We start from the raw sequence: 24,899 nt of genomic DNA, 5'->3' as shown, positions 1-24,899 counted from the left end.
GGGTTGTATTATTAACGATACAAGTTGTTATATATACATTAAAAATGATTTGGAGACGTATACATGGATTTGGAATTAATTGAAAAATCTTTGCCTTTCCTTTTGCAAGGGGCACTCATAACGATAGAAATTACTATGCTTAGCGTTGGTATAGGCTTTTTTATTGGACTATTTACGGGAATAGCTAGAATTTCTAGAGTTAGATTGCTTAGAATTACAGCGACTATATATGCAGACGGAATTAGAGGTACTCCATTGCTGATTCAGATTTTTTTAATTTATTTTGCTTTACCTGTAGTTTTAGGTATGCATATTAATCCGTTTGTTGCTGCTGTTACTGCTTGTGGTATTAATAGTGGCGCCTATGTTTCTGAAATTTTTAGGGCAGGCATACAATCTATTGATATTGGACAAATGGAAGCAGGGCGTTCTTTAGGGCTTACTTGGTGGCAGACGATGTATTATATTCTTCTTCCACAAGCTTTTCGCAATATCCTTCCTCCGCTAGGTAATGAATTTATCACTATGCTTAAAGATTCATCATTGGTTTCGGTTATTGGTTTTGAAGAGCTTACGAGACGTGGACAGTTGGTTATAGCCCAAACATATGCATCTTTTGAAATTTGGATGACGGTTGCTGTCTTATATTTAATCATGACATTGGTTATTGCAAGATTTATATCTTATATGGAGGGAAAATAATGGAAACAATAAATAATAATACTCCCTATTTAATTAATGTAGACCATATAAGTAAATCATTCCAAAAGACAGAAGTATTAAAGGATGTAACACTTAAAGTAAAACCTAAAGAAGTGGCTGTTATTATTGGACCTTCCGGTTCCGGTAAAAGTACTTTATTACGTTGTATTAATGGATTAGAAATGCCGACTAAAGGAACAATTACTTTTGATAACATTCCCTTAAATAGTGAAGAAAATTTAAATAAAGTGCGTGTTGAAGTAGGTATGGTATTTCAACGCTTTAACTTATTTCCACATATGTCGGTTATTAATAATATCATGTTGGCACCTATGAAAATTAGAAAAATGAGTAGAGATGAAGCATATGAACGTGGTATTGCGTTATTAGATAAAGTAGGACTAAAAGATAAAGCCACCTCTATGCCGTCTCAACTTTCCGGAGGACAGCAACAACGTGTAGCTATTGCACGTGCTTTAGCTATGAAACCTAAAGCGCTCTTATTTGATGAACCTACATCGGCTTTGGATCCGGAAATGGTACATGATGTACTGGATATTATGAAAGAAGTTGCACTTGAAGGCATGACAATGGTAGTAGTTACTCATGAAATGGGATTTGCAAGAGAAGTAGGCACAAGAGTTCTTTTTGTCGATCAAGGTTCTATTCTTGAAGAAGGAATACCTGAAGCCATTTTTAATCATGCTAAAGAAGAGAGAACAAAGAATTTCTTATCAAAAGTTTTATAATTAATAATGAATATAATTAACACATTCTGCGCTTAAATGGTATACTCCATTTAAGCGCAGAATGTGTTATTATTAAATAATAATGACATTTGAAGCATACAACATAGGAGGTATCTTTATGGATAGGCAGTTGTCTTTGGAGTTTGTACGTGTTACTGAACAAGCTGCAATCAAGAGTGGTCGTTTAATGGGATGTGGAGATAAAGAAGGCGCAGATCAATTAGCTGTTGATGGGATGCATGAAGCGTTTTCTAAAACAGCTGTTTCAGGCACAGTAGTAATTGGTGAAGGCGAATTAGATGAAGCACCTATGTTGTATATTGGCGAGCACGTTGGGGCAGGTGGAGAAGCTATTGATATTGCAGTCGACCCTGTAGAAGGTACTAATTTAGTGGCTAAAGGAAAAGACGGGGCGATTGCAGTTATGGCAGTTGCTCCGGCTGGAAGTTTACTTCATGCTCCTGATATGTATATGTATAAGATTTGTGTAGGACCAAGAGCAAAAGGTCGCATTAATATTGATGCTCCTGTTGCTGTTAATCTTAAAAATGTTGCGGAAGCAATGAATAGAGAAATAGCAGATCTTACAGTAGTAACTCTTGATAGAGAACGTCATGCGGGTATTATTCGCGAATGCAGAGAAGCCGGTGCGCGCATTCGTTTAATTACGGATGGGGACGTGGCACCTGCTGTTGAATGTGGAATTCAAGGTAGCGGTATTCATATGGTTATTGGACAGGGAGGTGCACCGGAAGGTGTATTAGCTGCAGTTGGACTAAAATGTTTAGGTGGAGATATGCAAGCAAGATTACTTCCTCATAATGAAGAAGAAATTAATCGTATGCGTGCAATGGGAATTGAAGATCCTTCTAGAGTCTTTACAATTGATGACCTTGTAAAAGGAGATGATTGTATTTTTTCAGCAACTGCTATTACCGATTGTAATTTTTTAAAAGGTGTAAGATATTTTGATAATGGATGTCGTACATCTACCATGCTTCTTAGATATAAAACAGGTACAGTACGATTTATAGATACAGTTCATCGTTTTGGTGAAAATAAACCGATAGTTAAACTATAAAAAAAGTCTTAAATCTGTTAAAATAGCGGATATGTATCCGCTATTTTATTTTACTTTTATAAACTGGTTATACTATATCAATATGGGGGATTTTATGCATGAAGTGTTAGATTGGCTGTATTCTATCGTTGTAGCCTTAATTTTAGCTATGATTATTCATATCTTTATTTTTGTACCTACTCGAGTTTCGGGAGAATCTATGTATCCATCTTTGCAAAATGGACAATATTTAATTGTGTCGAAAATAGGGCATGTTTTGCATAAAGATGTTAATTATAAAGATATAGTTATTATTGATAGCCGTGTACAAAGAGAAAGAACTTGGGCAGATGATGTATTAGAACCCTTAGACAATTATTTATCCATTTTTAGTCATAATTCACAACAACATAATATTTGGGTGAAAAGAGTAATTGGAAAAAGTGGAGATGAGCTTGCTTTTCATGATGGATATGTGTATCGTAATGGAGAAAAATTAGAAGAAGCTTATATTAAAGAACCTATGGAATTTTCTATGGATGGAACCTATGTAGTACCGGAAGGAATGGTATTTGTAATGGGTGATAATAGGAATCATAGTAGTGATAGCCGATTTATTGGCGCAGTACCATTGGATCATGTACTAGGAACAGTTGCCTTTCAATTATAGTGCTAAAAACATATAGGAAATATGCTGTTTTTATAAAAGAATCTGGAAATAATAGGAGAAAATATATGGCGTATTGTAATGAGGCGTTTATTGAACTTCAGGGAGCTTATCTGTTTGCTGAAATTAGAAATAGAATAGATGCATATAAAAAACTACATTCGAATACTAATATTATTTCATTAGGGATTGGTGATGTGACACAACCCTTAGCGCCTGTGGTTATTAAGGCAATGCAAAAAGCTGTTTTTGAAATGGGAAATATAGAAACTTTTAGGGGATATGGACCTGAACAAGGATATTCGTTTTTACGTGAGGCTATTGTAAATGGTGATTTTAAATCACGTGGTATTGATTTAGAACCTTCTGAAATTTTTGTTAGTGATGGAGTAAAATGTGATGTAGGGAATATGCAAGACATATTTGCAGAATCCTCTCTTGTTGCAGTAACAGATCCTGTATATCCCGTATATGTTGACAGCAATGTTATGGCAGGACGGGGTGGAAAATTTGTGAATGGTAATTATCAAAGAATTATCTATATGCCTTGCTATGAAGAATGTGCATTTAAACCAAGTTTACCTATACATGATCCTCAAATTATTTATTTATGTTCTCCTAATAATCCGACAGGATCTGTCTTTACTCATAAAGACTTAACTATGTGGGTTAAATATGCACAACAAACAGGATCTGTCATTTTCTTTGATGCAGCGTATGAAGCATTTATCACAGATAAAGACTTGCCTCATAGTATTTATGAAATTGAAGGAGCTAAAGAAGTAGCTATTGAGTTTAGATCCTATTCTAAAAGTGCAGGATTTACTGGTGTTCGATGTGGTTATTGTGTAGTTCCTCATGCATTGATGTTAGAAACACAATCCGGAGAGAAGATAAGTGCCAATGAATTGTGGAATCGTCGTCAATGTACCAAATTTAATGGCTGTTCTTATATTGTGCAACGTGGAGCAGAAGCACTTTATACTGAGGAAGGAAAAGCACAAGTACAAGCCACTATAAATATATATCGTGAAAATGCACATATGATTTTAGAAGGGCTTATGGAAGTCGGTTTAACATCCTCGGGGGGAAAAAATAGCCCTTATATCTGGGTAACAGTTCCGGAAGGAATGACAAGTTGGGAATTTTTTGACTTGCTTTTGCAGCAAGCAGGTGTTGTTTGTACACCGGGTGCCGGATTTGGTCCTTGTGGAGCAGGTTATATTCGATTAACCGCATTTAATACTCCAGAAAATACTCAAGAAGCAGTACAACGTTTAAAAAAATTATTGAAAAAAGGGGAATCGTAATGAGCACAAATTTGCAAATTGGTATTGTAGGTCTTCCGAATGTAGGTAAAAGTACTTTGTTTAATGCTATTACAAAAGCTGGGGCAGAAGCAGCAAACTTTCCGTTCTGCACTATTGAACCGAATGTAGGAGTTGTAGAAGTTCCCGATCATAGAATTTATGATTTATCCAAACTTTTTAATACAAAGAAAATCGTTCCGGCATTTACTCGTTTTGTTGATATTGCAGGTTTAGTATCAGGTGCATCTAAAGGAGAAGGATTAGGGAATCAATTTTTAAGTCATATTCGAGAAACAGATGCTATTGCACATGTAGTTCGTTGTTTTGAAAGTGATGATATTGTTCATGTAGAAGGATCTGTAGATCCGATTCGTGATATGGAAATTATCAACACGGAACTTTGTTTAGCAGATTTAGATAGTATAGAAAAAAAGAAAACAAAGACTGCTAAATTAGCACAAACAGGCAATAAAGAAGCTAAGGCGCTTCTTCCCACTTATGAAAAAGTGTTCAATGCATTGGCAGATGGAAAACCTGCAAGAGTGGTTGATTTAACAGATGAAGATAAAGAGCTTTTACAGGAATTAAATTTAATTACACTAAAGCCGGTTCTTTACGTATTAAATACAGCGGAAGATGATATAGCAGATCCGATGTCAAATTCTTTAGTACAAAAAGTTTCAGCACAAGCTGAAAAAGAAGGGGCCAAATGGGTAACTATTTCTGCTGCTATTGAGCAAGAAGTATCTGAATTGGAACCGGAAGAAGCCAAAGCGTTTCTTGCAGATTTAGGAGAAACAGAACCGGGACTTCATCGATTGATTCGTACTGCTTATTCTATGTTAGGTTTAATTAACTTTTTCACAGCTGGTGAAGTAGAATGTAGAGCATGGACTATTCGTAAAGGAACTAAAGCACCACAAGCTGCCGGTAAGATTCATACCGATATGGAACGTGGATTTATTCGAGCAGAAATTGTTTCTTATGAAGATCTTATGGAATGTGGCTCTTATGCAGCTGCCAGAGAAAAAGGATTGCTTCGTGTAGAAGGAAAAGAATATATAGTAGAAGATGGAGATACGGTATATTTTCGTTTTAATGTATAAATAAAAAGACTGTAATGAAAACTCATTACAGTCTTTTTGTTTACATATTTACCTTTTTTTAGTAATATGCAAATCTTTAATATAAAAATAAATAAATGCAGTACAAGCACATAAAAAACCTATAACAGCTGTAATCTGAGCACTTTTTAGTCCCCATAACAGGATTTGATAGTCACCACGAAAATACTCTAGGAAGAAACGAAGAATAGAGTATAGCATTAAATAGAGAGAAAAAATTGTGCCCTTAGGTCTCTTTTCACAACTATATAAAATAAGAAAAACAAAGATTAGTAAGTCGCCTTGGCATTCCCATACTTCAGCCGGCCATAAGGGTTGAGAACCATAGGTTTGATAGGCAAGTGTTGTATTAGGATATAGTAGGCCAAAGTTCATTCCCGTGGGATGTCCGAATGCGTCGCCATTCATAAAATTGGCAATACGCCCTACAGATTGTCCTAAAATAATGGCAGGAGCGATTGTATCGGCAAAAGATAAAATAGGAATATTTTTTTGCTTAAGGAAGAAATAAGCAGCAATTATAGCAAACAATAGTCCTCCTTGAATAGCCATACCACCTTGCCATACATAGAATATTTCAGAAAGGTGATTATGGTAATATTCCCAATCAAAAAAGAATACATCCCAAAGTCGTCCACCGAGAATTCCCCAAAAAGCGATAGTTATACCTAAATCGAATATGTGTTTAGCCCATTCTTTATTTTCTTTTTTTAGAAGAAAATAAGCCATAATACATCCGGAAATAATACCTAATGAAAAAAATATTCCATAAAATCGAATTGGCCAATTACCAATAAAGAAAAGATATTGGTGCATTTTAATTTACCTTTCTTTAACAAAATACAAAAAGAAAAATGAATTTATTTTGTATATTACATGGTATATGAAAATTATATCATTATGAAGATACATATTGTGTAGAAATAGAATGTTATCTTTGTTTTTCCTATTAGTTGACGTGAAATTTTCTTAATTATATAATTGATTTTATATAATAAGGTAGTTATTATCTATTAATAAAGCTATGCTTTCTTTATTTTAATAGAATAAATTATGGAAGGTGATACGAATGTCAGACAAATATGTTCCGCAAGAAATTGAAAAGAAATGGCAAAAATACTGGTTGGATACGAATGCTTTTGAAACAAAAGAAGACTCTAATAAGGAGAAATATTATGTTTTAGAAATGTTCCCTTATCCGTCAGGAAATCTTCATATGGGACATGTTCGAAATTATTCTATTGGTGATGTAGTTGCTAGATTCAAAAAAATGCAAGGGTTTAATGTATTACATCCAATAGGATATGATGCATTTGGTATGCCTGCAGAAAATGCGGCTATAAAAAATGGGGTAGCTCCTGCTCAATGGACTTATTCAAACATAGAAAATATGACTCGTCAACAACGTGAATTGGGTCTTTCTTATGATTGGAATAGAGAAGTGGTGACTTGTAGAGAAGATTATTATAAACATACACAAAAACTTTTTGAAATTTTTTATAATAAAGGACTGGTATATAAGAAAGAAGCAAAAGTTAACTGGTGCGATACTTGTCATACCGTTTTAGCAAATGAACAAGTAGAGGATGGAAAGTGCTGGCGCTGTAAGAATTCGGTAATTAAGAAAAATTTAGCACAGTGGTTTTTAAAAATTACAGATTATGCGGATAGACTTCTCGAAGATTTAAATCATATGCCGGGATGGCCGGAACGTGTTAAAAGCATGCAGAAAAATTGGATAGGTAAGTCAACCGGTGTTGAATTTGCTTTTGATGTAGAAGGTATGGAAGAAAAAATTTCTGTTTATACCACACGAGTAGATACTGTTTTTGGCGTAACTTATATCGTGTTGGCACCTGAACATCCAATCGTGTCTGCTCTGATTGCTAACAATCCTAATAAAGAAGAACTTAATGTTTTTATTGATAAAGTAAAGAATCAAAGTGATATTGAAAGAACAGCAGAAGGTGTTGAAAAATTAGGAATGTTTACAGGTAGCTATGCTACGAATCCAATGAATGGAGAGCGTGTTCCTATTTGGATTGCTAATTATGTTTTGTCCGAATATGGCACTGGAGCTGTAATGGCGATGCCGGAAGGTGATCAGCGTGACTGGGAGTTTGCTAAGAAATATAATTTACCAATTAAATTAACTATTCAAAATCAAGAAAAGAATCTTGCATTAGATGATATGGATGCAGCATATGTGGAAGATGGTTATTTAGTAGACTCCGAGGAATTTACAGGACAATCATCAGCAGAAGCTAGAGTATCTATTATTAACAAGATGGAAAAGATGGGAATTGGGAAAGAGAAAGTAAATTATAGACTTCGTGATTGGCTTATTTCTCGTCAACGTTATTGGGGTTGTCCGATTCCGATTATTAATTGCCCAACTTGTGGTTCAGTATTAGTTCCTGAAAAGGATTTACCTGTACGTCTTCCTGAAGATGTGGAATTTGTTTCCGGTGCGGTATCACCTCTTCAAACAAGCGAGTCTTTCTTGCAGTGTAAGTGTCCTAAATGTGGCGGGGCTGCACTTCGTGAAACCGATACTATGGATACATTTGTAGATTCCTCTTGGTATTTCTTACGTTATTGTGATGCACATAATGAAAAGCAGCCATTTGATAAAGAGAAAGTAAATTATTGGATGTCTGTAGATCAATATATTGGTGGTATTGAGCATGCAATTTTACATTTATTGTATTCTCGTTTCTTTGTAAAAGTGTTATATGATGAAGGATTGGTAAATTGCATAGAGCCGTTTACGAATTTACTTTGCCAAGGTATGGTTCTCAAAGATGGCGGGAAGATGAGTAAATCGGTTGGTAATGTAGTAAGTCCGGAAGAAATAGTTGCTAAGTACGGTGCAGATACAGCACGTTTGTTTATTTTATTTGCTGCACCACCGGAACGTGACTTAAATTGGAGTGATCAAGGTGTAGAAGGCTCTTACCGTTTCTTAAAGAGAGTTTGGGCTATTGTTGAGAAGTATCTCGATATGGATAATTATCAAGAAAACACACTTTGTTCTGATCAAATAAAATTAAGACGTCGCCTGCATAAAACAATTGCTAAAGTTACAGAGGATTTAGATGGAAAATTTAATTTTAATACAGCAATCAGCTCTATTATGGAATTAGTGAATGAAATGTATTCATATGCAGAAAGTCATTCATCTATAGCGGAAGGTTTTAAAAAAGAAATAGTACGCAGTTTATTGATTTTATTGGCGCCTTTTGTTCCTCATATTACAGAAGAACTTTGGCAGAAATTAGGAGCGGAAGAGAGCAGTGTACATGATGCTGAATGGGTTGTTGTAGACTCATCTGCATTGACGGTAGATGAAGTAGAATTGGCAATACAGGTTAATGGGCGTGTACGAACAGTTATGTCCGTGCCTATTGCTATGGAAAAAGAGGAGATTGAGTACAAAGCAAAAACTCTTTCAGCTATTCAAAAATTTATAGAAGGAAAAACAATTGTTAAAGTTATAGTAGTGCCTAAAAAGATTGTTAATATTGTTGTAAAGTAAAAGGAAAATCCTCAGTTCTATAATGAATTGAGGATTTTTTTGTGAATAGTTCACTTGACTATATCGATAAAAAACGATATAATCAAAATATAAAATTATATTATATTTAAATAAGAGGTAAAATTATGACTATATATGATACTATCGTAATTGGAGGAGGTCCGGCAGGACTTACTGCAGCGTTATATGCTATTCGCAAAGAAATGTCTACTGTGCTTATTTCTCCTGATATCGGTGGGCAAATGTTATTGACTAATGAAATTGAAAATTATCCGGGATTTGAATCGATATTAGGTTTTGATTTATCAGATAAAATGGAAAGCCATGTAAGAAAATATCCGGTGTCATTTGAAATGGCTTCTGTTGAGAAATTAAAAAGATTACCTGATGGTCATTTTAGTGTGGAACTTGATGATGGAAAACAAATTATTGGTAAAACTGTAATTGTAACTGCCGGTAAACGAAATCGTACATTGAATATTGACGGGGAATCGCGATTAACAGGACGTGGTGTAAGTTATTGTGCAACTTGTGATGGTCCTTTTTACAAGAATAAAGTGACAGCAGTAGTTGGTGGTGGTGATAGTGCTATTCAAGCTGCTATTGAAATGGCTTCTATATCCAAACAGGTATATTTGTTAGTACGTAGTAAGATACGAGCTTCAGAAATTTTAGTTTCTAGGTTAAATAAGTTACCAAATATAAAAGTTATGCTAGGATATTCTCCGGTTAAAATTATAGGTGAAGATAAAGTAGTTGGGATAGATATAAGAAATAATCTTACAGAAGAAGAGTCTTCTATATCTCTTGATGGTATTTTTATAGAAGCAGGTGGAATTCCTAACAATGGTTATCTTCCTGAAAGTGTTACTACTAATAAATCGGGAGAAATTATTAGTGATAAATATGGAGTTACAAATATTTCCGGGTTATTTGCTGCAGGAGATGTTACCGATCGTAAAGATAAACAAGTAGTAATTGCTGCCGGTGAAGGAGCAGCAGCGGCTTTGGCAGCACATGATTATTTACTTAGGCATTAAAATGGAGAGTTATGAGAGTTACTAAAGCGATAAAGACGGAACAGTTACGTAGATTGGAAAATGTATATCATGACTATACAACAGCATTAGAATATACCAATCCATTTACATTATTGGTAGCTACTATTTTATCTGCACAATGTACTGATGCTAGAGTTAATATTATTACAAAACGTATTTTTCCCAGATTGGATAGTCCTGCTAAAATGATTACACTTTCACAACAACAATTAGAAAAAGAAATTCATGATTGTGGACTTTATCGTAGTAAATCAAAGCATATTTTAGAAATGTGTAGAATATTATTGAACAATTATGATGGACAAGTTCCGGAAGATTTTGATGCACTAGTTTCACTGCCGGGAGTAGGGCGTAAGACAGCTAATGTTGTTAGAAGCGTATGTTGGGGGTATCCTGGTATTGCAGTTGATACACATGTATTTCGTGTATCTAACCGATTAAAATTATCCATTGGAGATACTCCATTGGAAGTAGAAGAAGGTCTGCAAAAAGCAATACCAAAAGAAAATTGGTCATCCGCACATCATTGGCTTATTTGGCATGGACGTAAGATTTGCAAAGCAAGAAAACCTGCTTGTGAGGAATGTTTTTTACAAGATGTATGTCCTTCTTGTCTGGTAAAAGTTTCACCTTGGGAAAATAATATAAAGTAAAAATGTGGTATACAAATATTTGTATACCACATTTTAGTTATAAGTTATTTGAGTAAAGAAGATGCTTTTTCTAAAGTGTATTCTGTTTCTGCAATTAACTCTGACATAATTTCTTTCATAGGTTGAATTTTCTTAAGATTGGTTAGTGACATTCCTGCTAATACGTATCCATTTTGCACATCTCCTTCAATGACCGCTTTTTTTGTAGTTCCATGAGATAAGGCACGGAGTTCTTCTATAGATGCACCATCATATTCTGCTTCAAGATATTTCTTGGTAAATGCATTACGAAGCCCACGTACACTATCATTTTTAGAAAAACCTGTAACTACAGAATCTTTATCGTTAGCATGGATGAGAGCATTTTTATAGTTTATATGTGTTTGGCATTCTTCTGCAAGAAGGAAACGCGTTCCTATTTGAACTCCGGAAGAACCCATAATAAGTGCAGCAGCAATTCCACGACCGTCAGAAATACCGCCGGCAGATATAACGGGTATTTCTAAGGAAGGGATAACATTTTCCATTAAAGCCATGAGTGTTAATTTTCCATCATGTCCACCTGCTTCCATTCCCTCAATAATGACTGCATCAGCACCTCGTTCTTGTACACGTTCCGCTAATTTTACGGTAGGTACAATTGCCAAGGCATGTATTCCCGCCTGATGAAGTGGATTTATATAAGAGGAAGCATTGCCTGCACCAATAGTTACGAAAGGGACTTTTTCATCACATACTAATTGTGCAATGTCATCTTTGTTTGGTGATTGAAGCATTAAATTTACTCCAAATACAGCTTGTTTTCCGCACATATCACGTACTTCATGTATATATCGTTGTACTTCGTCTACAGAAAATCCGCCACTGGCAATAACACCGGTTCCACCTTCATGACAAATAGATGCTACGAGTTGTGATTCGGAAATATAAGCCATGGCACCTAAAATAATTGGGTATTTAATTCCTAATAGTTCTGTGATTCTCGTTTTCCACATTATTTAAAACTCCTTATAATTTTTATATATACTTTTATTATTTTCTATTTTAAACGAACATTTTTATTATATATTTTTTTATATATAGTATGCAAGTAAGGTTAATTTATTATAAAGAATTGGTAATTATAAACAATTGAATTCAGTCACTTACATAGATAGTATTGATATAGAGTATACTTATTTTTTATAAGATATACTGTTGTTGAGTTACTATATAGTCTGTGCTATACTATTGACAGGATTTTTATTTATTATATCAGGGCTAAGTAACTGTATAGAGGTAGATTATGCGTGACGATTATTTGCTTTTGATACTGGTGCCGGAGTTAATACAAGTTGCACAAGAAAGATATTCTATTCTGCAACAAATTTCAGAGTTAAAACCGGTGGGACGGCATTTGTTGGCAGTATCTACTAAGTTATCAGAAATTACTATACGTACACACTTAACTATTATGAAAGAACAAGGACTTATAGAAATACACCCTAGTGGAATTACATTATCACGTAAGGGCGAAACACTTCTTCTGTCCTTTTTTGATGCCTTGTATAAAGATCCTACTGTTGAAGAAATGGAAGAAGAATTAACAAAAATACTTTCTATGGAAAAGGTTATTGTTATAAAAGGAGATTCAAATTCTTCCAAGGATACACAGAAAAATATAGGATATCAGATGGCTTATGAGTTAACACGTGCTATTCGTGATGATAGCATTGTTGCCGTAGGTGGAGGTCCTATACTTTCTAGAATGACAGAATTACTTCCGCAATTAGCTGATTCCAGCTCAATGAAGGTTACAGTTGTGCCTGTTAGAGGCGGATTTGGAGCGGAAATAGGTTATCAAGCTAATATGATTGCAGCTAAAACAGCAAAAAAGTTAGGAGGTAACTATAAACTTCTTCATGTGCCTGATGGAATTAGTCCGAATTTGATTAGGCGAATTAGAGAGGAAGTTCCGGATACTGCAGAAGTGGAGTCCTTAATTCATCGTGCAGATGTATTAGCAATTAGTATAGAAAATGCACGAGATATGGCAAAGATTCATAAGTTACCATTACATGTCTGTGAACGATTGCATGATGAGGGGGTATGTGGAGAGACTCTTGGGTTATATGCAGATATTAATGGAAAAATAAGGTATCAAATGTATAATTTAGGTCTTTCTTCAGATGATTTACAGTCTGTTTCACATGTTTTAATTGCAGCCGGAGGTAAAAATAAAGGAGAAGCTATTTTAGCTATGGCAAGAGCAGGTGTTCGAGGGGTTCTAATTACAGATGAAGGTGCTGGAAAGCAGATTTTATCGTTGGTAAAGAAACAATAATTACAAATGGGAGATTAGATGATTATGACTAAAACAAAAATTGGTATCAACGGATTTGGTAGAATCGGTAGATTAGTATTTCGTGCTATGTTAGATAGAGATGACATGGATATTGTAGCCATTAATAATCCAAGTGGTGCTGAAACAGCGGCTTATTTGCTTAAGTATGATACTATTCATGGTCGCTTAGATCGTGAAGTAATTGTTGATGGAGATTCTTTACTTATTGATGGAAAACGAATTGTAGTATTTCATGATCGTGATCCTGCTAATTTAGATTGGTCTTCTTTAGGAATTCAAATTATTGTTGAATCTACCGGCAAAATTAAAGATAAAGAAAGTGCATCAAAGCATATTAAAGGAACAGTAAAAAAAGTAATTATTACTGCACCGGCTAAGAATGAAGATGCTACTATTGTTATGGGGGTTAATGAAGAAATATATAATCCTAAAACAGATCACATTTTATCTAATGCATCCTGTACAACGAATTGTTTAGCACCTGTAGTTAAAGTATTGAATAATGCATTTGGGATTAAGAGAGGGCTTATGACAACGGTCCATTCTTATACTAATGACCAAGCTATCTTAGAAAAAGCACATAAGAAAGACCCTAGAAGAGGTCGTGCAGCAGCAGAAAACATGATTCCAACAAGCACAGGTGCCGCTAAAGCTATTGGTTTAGTTATTCCTGCAATGAAAGGTAAATTGAATGGGCTTTCTATTCGTGTACCTACTCCAGATGTATCTTTAGTTGATTTAGTATGTGAATTAAATCAAAAAGAAGTTACAAAAGAAGAAATTAACACTGTTTTAAAGCAAGCTAGTGAAAATGAATTAAAAGGTATACTTGCATATACAGATGAGCCGCTTGTATCTAGTGATTTTAAGGGAACCAGTGTTTCCTCTACTATTGATTCTACGTTAACGATGGTTATGGAAAAGAATATGGTTAAAGTTATCGTTTGGTATGACAATGAATGGGGTTATTCAGAAAGAACCGTTGATTTAGTAGCTTATGTTGCAGCGAAAGGACTTTAATATTATGGATAAAAAGACCATATATGATATCTCAGTACAAGGGAAAAAAGTATATGTTAGAGTTGACTATAATGTGCCCCATGATGAAAAGGGAAATATTCTTGATGATAGAAGAATAAAATCTACTATTCCTACCTTGGAATATCTTTTAAATCAAGGTGCTTCGCTTATTATTGCCAGCCACATGGGACGTCCTAAAGGCGAAATTAAGTCTGATTTGTCTTTAACGATTGTAGCAGAACGTTTATCACAGCTTTTAAATAAACCTGTTAAGTTTGCCAACTGTTGTATTGGAGAAGAGACACAAAGAATGAAAGAAAGTCTTCTTCCAGGAGAAATTCTTTTATTAGAAAATGTACGTTTTCATAAAGGGGAAGAGAAGAATGAAGATGCCTTTGCTGACCAATTGGCACAAGGTTGTGATATAGCTGTTAATGATGCTTTTGGTGCTTCTCATCGTTCACATGCATCTATTGTGGGGGTTGGAAGACGCTTACCTATGGTAGCCGGATTTTTAATGAAAAAAGAAATTGAGTTTCTTAACGGTGTAATAGATCATCCGGTTCGACCTTTTGCAGCTATTATTGGTGGGGCTAAAATTAGTGATAAAATTCATGTTATTGCTAATTTAATGGAAAAAGCGAATGTCATTTTAATTGGTGGTGGTATGGCAAATACTTTTGTTGCAGCAGAAGGTTATGATATGGGAAAATCTTTGCAAGATAAAGATCGTTTTAATTTAGCCAGAGAATTAAAAGAGAGAGCAAAAAAAATTGGTTCTCGTATAATTCTTCCTGTTGATTTTATGGCTGGTGATGCATTCTCAGAAAAAGCCCAAACAAAAGTATTAACTGCTGAAGAATTTAGTGATCCATGGATGGCATTGGATATTGGACCTAAGACTATTGAGTTATATGTTGAAACTTTAAAGAAGATGAAAACTGTGGTCTGGAACGGACCGATGGGTGTATTCGAGATGAAACCTTTTGCTAAAGGTACTCATGCCATAGCTAATGCAGTTGCTAATCTTGATGCAACAACTGTTGTTGGCGGTGGTGAGTCAGCAGCGGTGGTAGATCAAATGGGAATTGGAGATAAATTCTCACATGTGTCTACCGGTGGAGGTGCATCTCTTGAAATGTTAGAAGGAATGATTTTACCGGGAGTAACAATTCTTTCTGATAAGGAGGAAATTCATTGAGAAAGCCTTTGATTGCAGGAAATTGGAAGATGAATCTGATACCGGAAGAAGCCGGCTTCATTTTAGATAAATTGATGACTGTGAAAGAAAAAGAGGTAGAATTATTAATTTGTCCTTCTTTTATTGCTCTTCCACTTGCAAGTGAAAAATTAAAAAATAGCTTTATTAAGCTAGGTGCTCAAAATATGTATCCTGAGATTAAAGGAGCTTTTACAGGTGAAATTTCACCGAATATGTTAAAAGCATTACGTTGTGAATATGTTATTTGTGGGCATTCTGAAAGAAGAACTCTTTTAGGCGAATCCAATGATTTTATCCGACGTAAAGTAAGTTGTGCATTATCACATAATATAATACCTATTCTTTGTGTAGGAGAATCACAAAAAGACCGTACAGAAGGAATGACAGAGGAGTGTATTCGAAAGCAGATTTTTACAGCACTTTCTGATTTAAAGAGAAAAGAACTTTCTAGAATTGTTGTTGCATATGAACCTATCTGGGCTATTGGTACCGGCATATCCGCGACTGCAACAGATGCTGAAAAAGTGGCTAAATTTATAAGAAATGAATTAACATGTGCATTTGGGAAACAAGTAGCAGAAGAGATACGTATCCTATATGGAGGGAGCGTAAATATTACTAATATTACTGATTTTATGCATTGTTCTAATATTGATGGTGCTTTAATTGGTGGAGCTAGTTTAAAACCTACTGAGTTTATTGAAATTTATAATAAAATTTAAGGAGTGTAATTATGGCAATCATTACTGATGTTTGTGCAAGAGAGATTCTTGATTCACGTGGAAACCCAACCATAGAAGTGGATTTAATATTAGAAGATGGTACTTTTGCAAGAGCTGCCGTTCCTTCCGGTGCATCTACCGGTAAGTATGAGGCAACTGAATTGCGTGATGGAGATATATCTCGTTACAATGGCAAGGGAGTTTTGAAAGCTATTCAAAATGTAAATAATGAAATTGCATCTCATTTGATTGGTATGGAGGCTACGGATCAAAGGGGTATTGATGAAATGATGATTGCACTCGATGGAACAAAAAATAAGAGTAGACTCGGTGCCAATGCTATTTTAGGTGTGTCTTTGGCAGTAGCTCAAGCAGCAGCTCAATCTTCCGGATTACCTTTATACCAATATTTGGGTGGAACTAATGCGCATGTACTTCCTCTTCCCATGATGAATATTATGAATGGTGGTGCACATGCTGACAATAATGTAGATATTCAAGAATGTATGATTATGCCTGTTGGAGCGGATACTTTCACTGAAGGGCTTCGCATGTGTGCAGAAGTGTATCATTCTTTGAAGAATGTTTTGGATAGCAAAGGGCTTAGTACGGCGGTTGGGGATGAAGGTGGATTTGCACCGGATTTACCATCTAACGAAGCTGCTTTGGAAGTTATTTGTGAAGCAGTGGAAAAAATCGGCTATAAATTAGGTACAGATATTGTTTTGGCACTGGATGTTGCAGCATCTGAACTGTATAAAGATGATGGAAAATATCATATGACAGGCGATAATAAAGTACGAACTTCAGAAGAAATGGTAGCTTACTATGAATACTTAATCAATAATTATCCAATTGTATCTATTGAAGATGGGTTGGATGAAGAAGATTGGGAAGGTTGGCAAAAATTTACTACTGTTTTAGGGGCAAAGATTCAAATTGTAGGAGATGATCTTTTTGTAACGAATACAGAACGTTTGGCAAAAGGAATTTCTGCTCATGTAGGTAATTCTATTTTGATTAAAGTGAATCAAATAGGTACATTAACAGAAACATTTGATGCTATTGCTTTGGCACATCGTGCGGGATATACTGCTGTTGTATCACATCGTTCCGGTGAAACGGAAGATACGACTATTGCAGATATTGCAGTGGCTGTTAATGCAGGACAAATTAAAACCGGTGCACCGGCACGTACAGAGCGTGTAGCTAAATATAACCAACTTCTTCGTATTGAAGAAGATCTTGGAAATCATGCAATGTTTGGTAGTTGTAAGATTAATAAATTGGTTGCAGATAAGTAGGATATTATAAAAAGAAGGAAGATTTTCCATAGGAATTCTTCCTTCTTTTGTTTTTATATGCTATGATTATACGATTATAAAATAAATGCAGTTGTGAGGTATGTAATGATAAAAGAAGTTATTATAGTAGAAGGAAAGTCTGATATAGCAAGAGTAAAATTGGCTGTAGATGCGGATATGATTGCAACAGGTGGCTTAGGACTTTCACGTGATACTATACATGAAATAGAATGTGCTTATCATACAAGAGGGATCATAATTTTCACGGATCCGGATGGACCGGGGAATCGTATACGAAAGAAATTAACTCACTTATTTCCCCATGCACTTCATGCATTTATACCAAAGTCGGAAGCTTCATCAATATCCGGAGTAGGAATAGAAGAAGCTTCTCCTCATGCAATTAAGCAAGCTTTAGAAAATGTACAAACAACACAATTTAATCCATCAAAAGAATTTAATATGTCGGATTTATTAAAAGCAAAAATGGTAGGAGATGTATCTGCTGCCAAACGACGTGAAAAAGCAGGCGCATTATTGCATATAGGTTATGGAAATGCTAAAACATTTTTAAAAAAATTAAATCACTTTAGTATATCGCGTGAAGAGTGGGATAAAGTAATAGCTGCTATGGAGGAAATTCATGTTTGAAGTAGAACTTGCAGATAAAAAGGTAATTTCATATATTTTAAAACGTTTTAACATTCATGCTAAACATAGACTGGGGCAAAATTTTTTAGTAAGAGCGGATGTTGTTAAGGCTATTGCAGAAGCAGCAGAGCTTACGGAAGAAAGTTGTGTTTTAGAAATTGGACCGGGTATTGGTATATTAACACAAGCCCTAGCTAGAACCGGAGCAGCTGTTACTGCAGTAGAAATAGATAAAAGTTTAGAAAAAGTTCTTTTGCATACATTAGAACCTTATGAAAATATAAATATTATTTATGAAGATATTTTAAAATTGAATTTATATGAATTAATGCAAGGGAAAATTTGGAAAATAGCGGCTAATTTACCGTATTATATTACTACACCGATACTCATCTATTTAATACAGACAGAACTTCCTATTTCTCTTTTTGTATTTATGATACAAAAAGAGGTGGCTGCACGTATTATGGCATCACCAGGAACAAAAGATTATGGTGCATTAACATTGGCGATTCAATTTTATTGTACAGCTGAAATTGTTATGGATGTACCTCCTTCTTCCTTTATCCCGAAACCGGCTGTTATGTCAACTGTATTAAAATTAAAAAAACGGAAAGAACCGGCGGTTAAAGTAAAAGATAAGAAATTATTTTTTAGTATGGTAAAAATAGCTTTTGGACAACGTAGAAAAGTGTTTACCAATGCTTTGAAAGCAGGTGGTATTAATAAAACTATGATTGATGAGATTTTAAGACGGACTCAAATAGATGGTACGCGACGTGGTGAAACATTTTCTATGCAAGAGTTTGGGCTATTAGCTGATGCATGGTATGACCTTATTCATGAAAAATCGTAAATTACATTATCTTTACAAAAGCAAAGAAGAAGTGTATAATTTTTTTAATACAATGATTGAGACTAATCTATTTAAATTATAAGCAGAGAGTAAACGGTTGGTGTAAGTTTACATGATTTAATAGAGTTCCACTCAGGAGTAGTCGATGAAGAATCGAACGGGGTACCCGTTATAGTACACAGAGCTGGCTTTATGCAATTTGGGTGGTACCGCGATTGACTTCGTCCCATGGGGATAGAAGTCTTTTTTATTTTTAATTATATTGTTTTAAGAGGTGATTTTAATGTTAGATATTAAATTTATTAGAGAACATGTAGACAAAGTAAAACAAAATTTAATTCACAGACATAATTCTTTTGACTTGGATAAAGTTATTGAATTAGATCAAAAACGTAGAGCACTTTTAGCACAGACAGAATTACTTAAAAGTGAAAAAAATGCAACTTCTAAAAAAATTGCAGAAGCTAAGAAAAATGGCAAAGATGTGCAAATAGTTATAAAAGAAATGAAAGAATTAGGAGAAAAGATTTCTGAAATAGATTACACGTTAAAACAAGTTGAAGAAGAATTAAACATAGATTTACTTCATTTACCCAATATGATTGATAGTAGTGTTCCATTAGGTAAAGATGATAGCGAAAATCCGGAAGTACGCAAATGGGGAACACCTAGAACTTTTAATTTTCCGATAAAAGCTCATTATGAATTAGGGAATGATTTAGGTATACTTGATTCTGAACGCGCAGGGAAAGTATCCGGAGCACGTTTCTGCTTTTATTTAGATATGGCAGCAAAACTTGAACGCGCTGTATATAGCTTAATGCTGGATATGCATACAGAAGAAAGTGATTATACAGAAGTAATATCTCCATATCTTATTAATGCATCTTCTATGCAAGGTACAGGGCAATTACCTAAATTTGCAGATGATATGTATAAAGTGGAAGGTGAAGATATGTACATGACACCTACTGCTGAAGTTCCTTTAACTAATTATTTTGCAGATGAGATATTAGATGCGAATATATTACCTGTACATATGGCGGCACTGACACCTTGTTTTAGAAAAGAAGCAGGATCTGCTGGCAAAGATACAAGAGGACTTATTCGTCAACATCAATTTCATAAGGTGGAAATGGTTAAATATTGTATACCGGAAGAAAGTTGGGATGAGCTAGAATCTTTAACAGCGGAAGCAGAACGTGTATTACAACGATTAGAATTACCATATCGTGTTGTTTGCCTTTGTTCCGGAGATATAGGCTTTTCTTCTGCTAAAACTTATGATATTGAAGTTTGGATGCCTGCACAGGACAAATATAGAGAAATTTCATCTTGTTCAAACTGTTTAGATTTCCAAGCTCGTAGAGCTAATATAAGATTCCGTCGTGAAAATGGTGCAAAGCCTGAGTTCGTTCATACACTTAATGGTTCCGGGTTGGCAGTTGGACGTACTGTAGCAGCTATTTTAGAAAACTATCAGCAGTCAGATGGCACTATTTTAATTCCTAAAGCTTTACAACCATATATGAATGGTAAAACTATTATTGAAAAAAGAAAATATTTTAAAAGCTCTACATGTGAATAGTTAATAATGTGAGAATCTCTTTCTATTTTATAGTATATTCATTATAAAACAGAAAAAGGACTTTTGCTTATAACAGGAGATATTATTTAGAATAAAATATTATAAATTTAATAGGTAATATAAAATGAACGTAAAAAATATAATATATTCGTTATTTATGGTATTTACCATTATATTAGCTGTGACAGGATGTGCTAATGAACGAATAGAAGATCAATTTGTATTTGGAAAAAGTAGAGTTCATTGTGCTAATACAACTATTACGGTAAATAGTCCTTTTGAGTTGGCTGTAAAGGGGAAACAGGCTGATATTGGAGACTTAATGTCTACAAAAGTGGTAGCTAGTGGATATAACAAGCATATTCAAATTAATGTAAATGGAGATCTATCTGATACAGAGCATACGGTTGATTCTTTAAAGAAAGAAACTTTAAAAATTATAGAGAATGATGCAGCGGTTTCTAACTTACAAGTAGAGGAAAAAACGGGAAAAGTAGGAAATATAACCACAGAAATATTAAAAATTGAGTTTATTGAAAATAATAAAGGAAAAAATATTGGAATAACAATTACTGAATACATTTTTGAGTATAATCACGTAATTTGGCGAGTTATTTATCAATACCGTACAGAGGATACAGTAGGTAAAGCTTTATCAGATAGATTAGCAGGACAAATTATTCCGGGAACTGTACTATAAAGGAGAAATATTTATGCGTATAGGTGGTTCTAGAGGGGTTATTTCTTTGATACTATTTTTGATTGTGGGGGCTTTTCTGGGATCTATCATAGGCGGTATCTTGGAATCCAGTTCTATCGAAGGAATTATGCCTTATTTAGTAACAAGTTATCAAGTCTTTGATTTAAAAGATATTATGGTTAATCTAGGAATTATAAAATTCCATTTTGGAATTCAATTTGCTCCCAGTTTAATCAGTATTTTAGGAATTTTTATTGCTGCTTGGATTTTTAATCGTATCTAATAAAAAGAGTATATTTATATACTCTTTTTTTATTATGAATATAAAGTATCTTTTTGGCAATTTATTATACATAAAAATGATATAATATACATTTAAAAGGGGAAGGTTATATAACGGGAGGGGATTTGATGTTAATAAAAGAAATGAGACCGGAAGAAAAACCTAGAGAAAAATTTATGCATTCACCGGATACAGTAGATTTGATTGATTTAATAGCTATTTTAATCCGGACAGGGAGAAAGAATCATTCAGTAAAAGATGTGGCTAGGGACGTAGTTAATTTTTTTGAAGAACAATATGGAAATACAGGTATGGATGAACCGTATTGGAAAGATTTAACAATCATACCGGGGATAGGGACAGATAAAGCAGTTACTATATGCGCAGCTATTGAGTTAGGTCGCAGATTGTCAGGACGGTTTTATAAAAGAAATTTACCGGATTTTAACTCTCCGCATAAAGTGGCAAATTATTTTATGGAAATGCTTAGGCATGAGAGTCAGGAACATTTGTATGCTTGTTATTTAAATACTAAGTATAAACTTATAGGGAAAAAAGAGATTAGTAGGGGGAATTTAAATACAGCACCTGCCGATATCAAAGAAATTATGCGATGGGGGATTCGTATGAAAGCAAAGGCTTTGATATTGGTCCATAATCATCCAAGTGGGTTTGCTGATCCTTCAGAGTCGGATAAGATTCTTACCTATAAGGTTTTTAAAGCTGGAAAATTAATTGATGTAACACTATTAGATCATATTATTATTGGTGATGGAATATTTGTTAGTTTAAAAGAAAAAGGACTCTTTTGATAAATGATTGTTTTTGGACTTCTATTTTGGTATTAAAATAGGCAGTATTTTGTGCGTTTTAATTAAAAAACAGGTTTTTGGTTATATAAAATATTGAAAAATTGATTATTTATATATATCCAAAAATGAGGTACTCTATATAAGAACAGTGTGCGCAACTGAAATAATATGGAACTACAGATATATTTATAAGTATTATTTATTGTTAAGAATTTATCTAAAGTATCTTTTGGAGAGAGGATAATAATTATGAGTAACCATTTAGCTGAAAATATCAAATTAACACAGTCTTTAATAGGTGGAGTAATTATGGATGTTACCACGCCTGAACAGGCAAAAATTGCTGAGGCAGCAGGTGCTTCTGCAGTTATGGCATTAGAAAGAATTCCTGCTGATATTCGTGTAGCAGGTGGTGTATCTCGTATGAGTGATCCGGAAATGATTAAAGGTATTCAGGACGCAGTATCCATTCCGGTTATGGCAAAATGTCGTATTGGTCATTTTGCAGAAGCACAGATTTTAGAAGCTATTGGCATTGATTATATTGATGAAAGTGAAGTGTTATCTCCGGCAGATAATATTTATCATATAGATAAAGCACAGTTTAAGGCACCTTTTGTATGTGGTGCAAGAAATTTAGGAGAAGCTCTTCGTCGTGTGGCAGAAGGTGCGTGCATGATTCGTACTAAAGGCGAAGCCGGTACCGGTGATGTTGTGCAAGCTGTTAGTCATATGAGAGCAATGAATAAAGATATCAGAAGAATTCAGACATTGAGAGAAGATGAGTTGTATGAAGCTGCTAAGGAAATGCAAGTACCTTATAATCTGCTTCAATATGTTCATGAACATGGTAAATTACCGGTAGTAAATTTTGCAGCTGGTGGTGTAGCAACGCCTGCTGATGCTTCTTTGATGATGCAACTTGGTGCAGAAGGTGTATTTGTGGGATCCGGTATTTTTAAATCTGGAGACCCGCAGAAGAGAGCAGTAGCTATCGTTGAAGCAGTACGTAATTATAAAGATGCTAAGAAATTAGCAGAAGTATCTGCCGGTTTAGGTGAAGCAATGGTTGGGATTAATGAAGACGAAATTGCAGTTCTTATGGCAGAAAGAGGCAAATAAGATTTAACTGTTAACTAAAAAGTGTTACTTTAATTGAAGGTATAATTAAAGTAACACTTTTAAATTTAATCATTCATTTTATTCGTAAAATGCTGATAAATCTTTACATCCATATTTGTCCATGATAAAATTTTAATAGTTATTTTTACATTTTTTATGAAGTTAAAGAACTATAGGATGGAAATATGGCATTATATGTAAAAAAATTTGGTGGTAGTTCTGTTGCTACTTTAGAAAAAATGCGCCATATTGTTTCGCGTGTATTGAATGATAAAAAAGAAGAAGATCAAATTATAATTGTAGTTTCTGCTATGGGAAATACTACTGATGATTTACTTCATCTTGCATCCAAAGTAGAAAATAATCCTTTTAATCGAGAAATGGATATGTTAATTTCTACGGGAGAACAAGTTTCTATTTCACTTATGGCTATGATATTTAACTCGATGGGAACACCTGCTATTTCTTTAACTGGTGCTCAAGCCGGTATTATTGCTGAGGGTGTTTTTGGAAAAGGCAATATTGTAGATATAAAACCTGAAAGAGTGTTTAAAGCTTTAAATGAAGGGAAAGTAGTTATAGTAGCCGGATTCCAAGGTATTACTCCTCAAGGGGATATTATAACTTTAGGTAGAGGAGGTAGTGATACTACGGCTGTAGCATTAGCAGGAGCTATGGAAGCTGATATTTGTGAAATATATACAGATGTAAAAGGTGTATATTCTGCAGATCCTCGTATAGTACCTAATGCAATTAAGATGAAAGAAATAACTAATGCGGAAATGTTGGAATTAGCAAGACTTGGAGCAGGTGTAATGCACCCACAAAGTGTAGCTATGGGAAAACGCTATCATGTACCGATTCATGTAAGATCTACTTTTACACATGAATCGGGGACTATTATTAAAGATTCGTATTCTAAACAAATGGAATCCAATTTAATTTGTGGGGTTGCACAAGATGACAATGTAGCCAGAATAGCTGTACTGGGTCTTGAAAATATGCCGGGAACAGCAGGAATGCTATTTTCTGAATTGGCTAGCAACGAAGTGCCTGTAGATATGATTGTTCAAAGTGCTCGTAAATTGGATGATAAGACCATTGATATTATTTTTACTGTTGCCAGTACGGATTTACATCAAGCAAAATTTGTTTTAGAGCAGATGAAGAAACAAGGAAAAATTAATAAAGTTATGTATGATGATAATTGCGCTAAGGTTTCTATTGTAGGACCTGAAATGCTTGGAACCCCAGGGGTGGCTGCACGTATTTTTGGTTCATTAGGAAAAGATAATATTAATATTGATATTGTAAGTACTTCAAAAAACAGCATATCTTGTTTAATACCAAGAACCTATATAAATAAAGCAATATGTGCAATTCATGACGAATTTTTTAAATGATTTTTATA

At 34.4% G+C, this 24,899-nt stretch carries 24 protein-coding genes and 1 other annotated feature; of the genes, 22 read left to right on the top strand and 2 right to left on the bottom strand.

Annotated features, from left to right (window positions below; all coding sequences use genetic code 11):
• Window positions 1–63: 63 nt before the first annotated feature.
• The 6 genes from BCB69_RS02905 (at window position 64) to ychF (ending at window position 5,594) form a co-directional block, all read left to right on the top strand.
• Window positions 64–702, top strand: a complete 639-nt coding sequence (locus BCB69_RS02905) for an amino acid ABC transporter permease (RefSeq protein WP_069176965.1) — start codon at window positions 64–66, stop codon at window positions 700–702.
• Window positions 702–1,451, top strand: coding sequence for an amino acid ABC transporter ATP-binding protein (locus BCB69_RS02900; protein WP_022514132.1), 750 nt, complete (start codon window positions 702–704; stop codon window positions 1,449–1,451). The genes BCB69_RS02905 and BCB69_RS02900 overlap by 1 nt, the downstream gene beginning before the upstream one ends.
• Before the next feature lie 118 nt (window positions 1,452–1,569).
• Window positions 1,570–2,532, top strand: a complete 963-nt coding sequence (glpX, locus tag BCB69_RS02895) for a class II fructose-bisphosphatase (RefSeq protein WP_022514131.1) — start codon at window positions 1,570–1,572, stop codon at window positions 2,530–2,532.
• A gap of 82 nt (window positions 2,533–2,614) precedes the next feature.
• Entirely contained in the window at window positions 2,615–3,181 is a 567-nt protein-coding gene (lepB, locus tag BCB69_RS02890) for a signal peptidase I (RefSeq protein ID WP_069177389.1), read from the top strand.
• Window positions 3,182–3,246: 65 nt separating this feature from the next.
• Entirely contained in the window at window positions 3,247–4,488 is a 1,242-nt protein-coding gene (locus BCB69_RS02885) for an LL-diaminopimelate aminotransferase (protein WP_069176964.1), read from the top strand.
• Entirely contained in the window at window positions 4,488–5,594 is a 1,107-nt protein-coding gene (ychF, locus tag BCB69_RS02880; RefSeq protein ID WP_022514128.1) for a redox-regulated ATPase YchF, read from the top strand. Before BCB69_RS02885 ends, ychF begins: the two co-directional genes overlap by 1 nt.
• Before the next feature lie 48 nt (window positions 5,595–5,642).
• Here the strand turns inward: ychF and lgt are convergent, their stop codons facing one another.
• On the bottom strand, window positions 5,643–6,428 hold the full coding sequence (gene lgt / locus BCB69_RS02875; RefSeq protein ID WP_022514127.1) for a prolipoprotein diacylglyceryl transferase: 786 nt from the start codon (window positions 6,426–6,428) through the stop codon (window positions 5,643–5,645).
• Window positions 6,429–6,681: 253 nt separating this feature from the next.
• Between lgt and leuS the strand changes: the two genes are divergently transcribed.
• From leuS to nth, 3 genes are all read left to right on the top strand, one after another.
• Entirely contained in the window at window positions 6,682–9,150 is a 2,469-nt protein-coding gene (gene leuS / locus BCB69_RS02870) for a leucine--tRNA ligase (RefSeq protein WP_069176963.1), read from the top strand.
• A 125-nt stretch (window positions 9,151–9,275) separates the two neighbouring features.
• Window positions 9,276–10,190, top strand: coding sequence for an NAD(P)/FAD-dependent oxidoreductase (locus BCB69_RS02865; RefSeq protein WP_083989993.1), 915 nt, complete (start codon window positions 9,276–9,278; stop codon window positions 10,188–10,190).
• Window positions 10,191–10,201: 11 nt separating this feature from the next.
• Window positions 10,202–10,864: an endonuclease III gene (gene nth, locus BCB69_RS02860; RefSeq protein ID WP_069176962.1), complete on the top strand. Its 663-nt coding sequence runs from the start codon at window positions 10,202–10,204 to the stop codon at window positions 10,862–10,864.
• Between the two features lie 44 nt (window positions 10,865–10,908).
• Here nth and BCB69_RS02855 read toward each other — a convergent pair whose 3' ends face one another.
• A complete protein-coding gene (locus BCB69_RS02855) occupies window positions 10,909–11,859 on the bottom strand; it encodes a nitronate monooxygenase (protein WP_022514123.1) in 951 nt (316 codons plus the stop codon).
• Window positions 11,860–12,149: 290 nt separating this feature from the next.
• Here BCB69_RS02855 and BCB69_RS02850 point away from each other — a divergent pair, with 290 nt between their 5' ends.
• The 13 genes from BCB69_RS02850 to BCB69_RS02790 all read left to right on the top strand — a co-directional run bounded on the left by BCB69_RS02850 (window position 12,150) and on the right by BCB69_RS02790 (window position 24,891).
• A complete protein-coding gene (locus BCB69_RS02850; RefSeq protein WP_022514122.1) occupies window positions 12,150–13,187 on the top strand; it encodes a sugar-binding transcriptional regulator in 1,038 nt (345 codons plus the stop codon).
• 24 nt (window positions 13,188–13,211) lie between these two features.
• Window positions 13,212–14,228 (top strand): type I glyceraldehyde-3-phosphate dehydrogenase, encoded by a 1,017-nt coding sequence (gene gap, locus BCB69_RS02845; RefSeq protein WP_069177387.1) that lies wholly within the window; start codon window positions 13,212–13,214, stop codon window positions 14,226–14,228.
• Between the two features lie 4 nt (window positions 14,229–14,232).
• Window positions 14,233–15,429, top strand: coding sequence for a phosphoglycerate kinase (locus BCB69_RS02840; protein ID WP_069177386.1), 1,197 nt, complete (start codon window positions 14,233–14,235; stop codon window positions 15,427–15,429).
• Window positions 15,426–16,172, top strand: coding sequence for a triose-phosphate isomerase (gene tpiA, locus BCB69_RS02835; protein WP_083989992.1), 747 nt, complete (start codon window positions 15,426–15,428; stop codon window positions 16,170–16,172). The genes BCB69_RS02840 and tpiA overlap by 4 nt, the downstream gene beginning before the upstream one ends.
• A gap of 11 nt (window positions 16,173–16,183) precedes the next feature.
• Complete coding sequence (eno, locus tag BCB69_RS02830; protein WP_069176961.1) at window positions 16,184–17,476, top strand: phosphopyruvate hydratase; 1,293 nt, start codon at window positions 16,184–16,186, stop codon at window positions 17,474–17,476.
• A 105-nt stretch (window positions 17,477–17,581) separates the two neighbouring features.
• Entirely contained in the window at window positions 17,582–18,127 is a 546-nt protein-coding gene (rnmV, locus tag BCB69_RS02825) for a ribonuclease M5 (protein ID WP_069176960.1), read from the top strand.
• Entirely contained in the window at window positions 18,120–18,983 is an 864-nt protein-coding gene (rsmA, locus tag BCB69_RS02820) for a 16S rRNA (adenine(1518)-N(6)/adenine(1519)-N(6))-dimethyltransferase RsmA (RefSeq protein WP_069176959.1), read from the top strand. Before rnmV ends, rsmA begins: the two co-directional genes overlap by 8 nt.
• A 43-nt stretch (window positions 18,984–19,026) precedes the next feature.
• Window positions 19,027–19,215 (top strand) — a binding site (T-box leader).
• A 51-nt stretch (window positions 19,216–19,266) separates the two neighbouring features.
• Window positions 19,267–20,571 (top strand): serine--tRNA ligase, encoded by a 1,305-nt coding sequence (gene serS, locus BCB69_RS02815; RefSeq protein WP_069176958.1) that lies wholly within the window; start codon window positions 19,267–19,269, stop codon window positions 20,569–20,571.
• Between the two features lie 157 nt (window positions 20,572–20,728).
• Window positions 20,729–21,271, top strand: coding sequence for a hypothetical protein (locus tag BCB69_RS02810; protein WP_159049967.1), 543 nt, complete (start codon window positions 20,729–20,731; stop codon window positions 21,269–21,271).
• A gap of 13 nt (window positions 21,272–21,284) precedes the next feature.
• On the top strand, window positions 21,285–21,554 hold the full coding sequence (locus BCB69_RS02805; RefSeq protein WP_022514113.1) for a DUF4321 domain-containing protein: 270 nt from the start codon (window positions 21,285–21,287) through the stop codon (window positions 21,552–21,554).
• 128 nt (window positions 21,555–21,682) lie between these two features.
• Complete coding sequence (radC, locus tag BCB69_RS02800; RefSeq protein WP_022514112.1) at window positions 21,683–22,366, top strand: RadC family protein; 684 nt, start codon at window positions 21,683–21,685, stop codon at window positions 22,364–22,366.
• A gap of 249 nt (window positions 22,367–22,615) precedes the next feature.
• Window positions 22,616–23,488, top strand: a complete 873-nt coding sequence (gene pdxS, locus BCB69_RS02795) for a pyridoxal 5'-phosphate synthase lyase subunit PdxS (RefSeq protein ID WP_069176956.1) — start codon at window positions 22,616–22,618, stop codon at window positions 23,486–23,488.
• A gap of 185 nt (window positions 23,489–23,673) precedes the next feature.
• Window positions 23,674–24,891, top strand: a complete 1,218-nt coding sequence (locus tag BCB69_RS02790) for an aspartate kinase (RefSeq protein ID WP_022514110.1) — start codon at window positions 23,674–23,676, stop codon at window positions 24,889–24,891.
• Window positions 24,892–24,899: the final 8 nt, after the last annotated feature.

Origin of the sequence: Dialister pneumosintes, assembly GCF_001717505.1 — a bacterium.
In the GTDB taxonomy this organism is placed as follows: domain Bacteria; phylum Bacillota; class Negativicutes; order Veillonellales; family Dialisteraceae; genus Allisonella; species Allisonella pneumosinta.
This window is presented reverse-complemented; position numbering and strand designations above follow the sequence as displayed.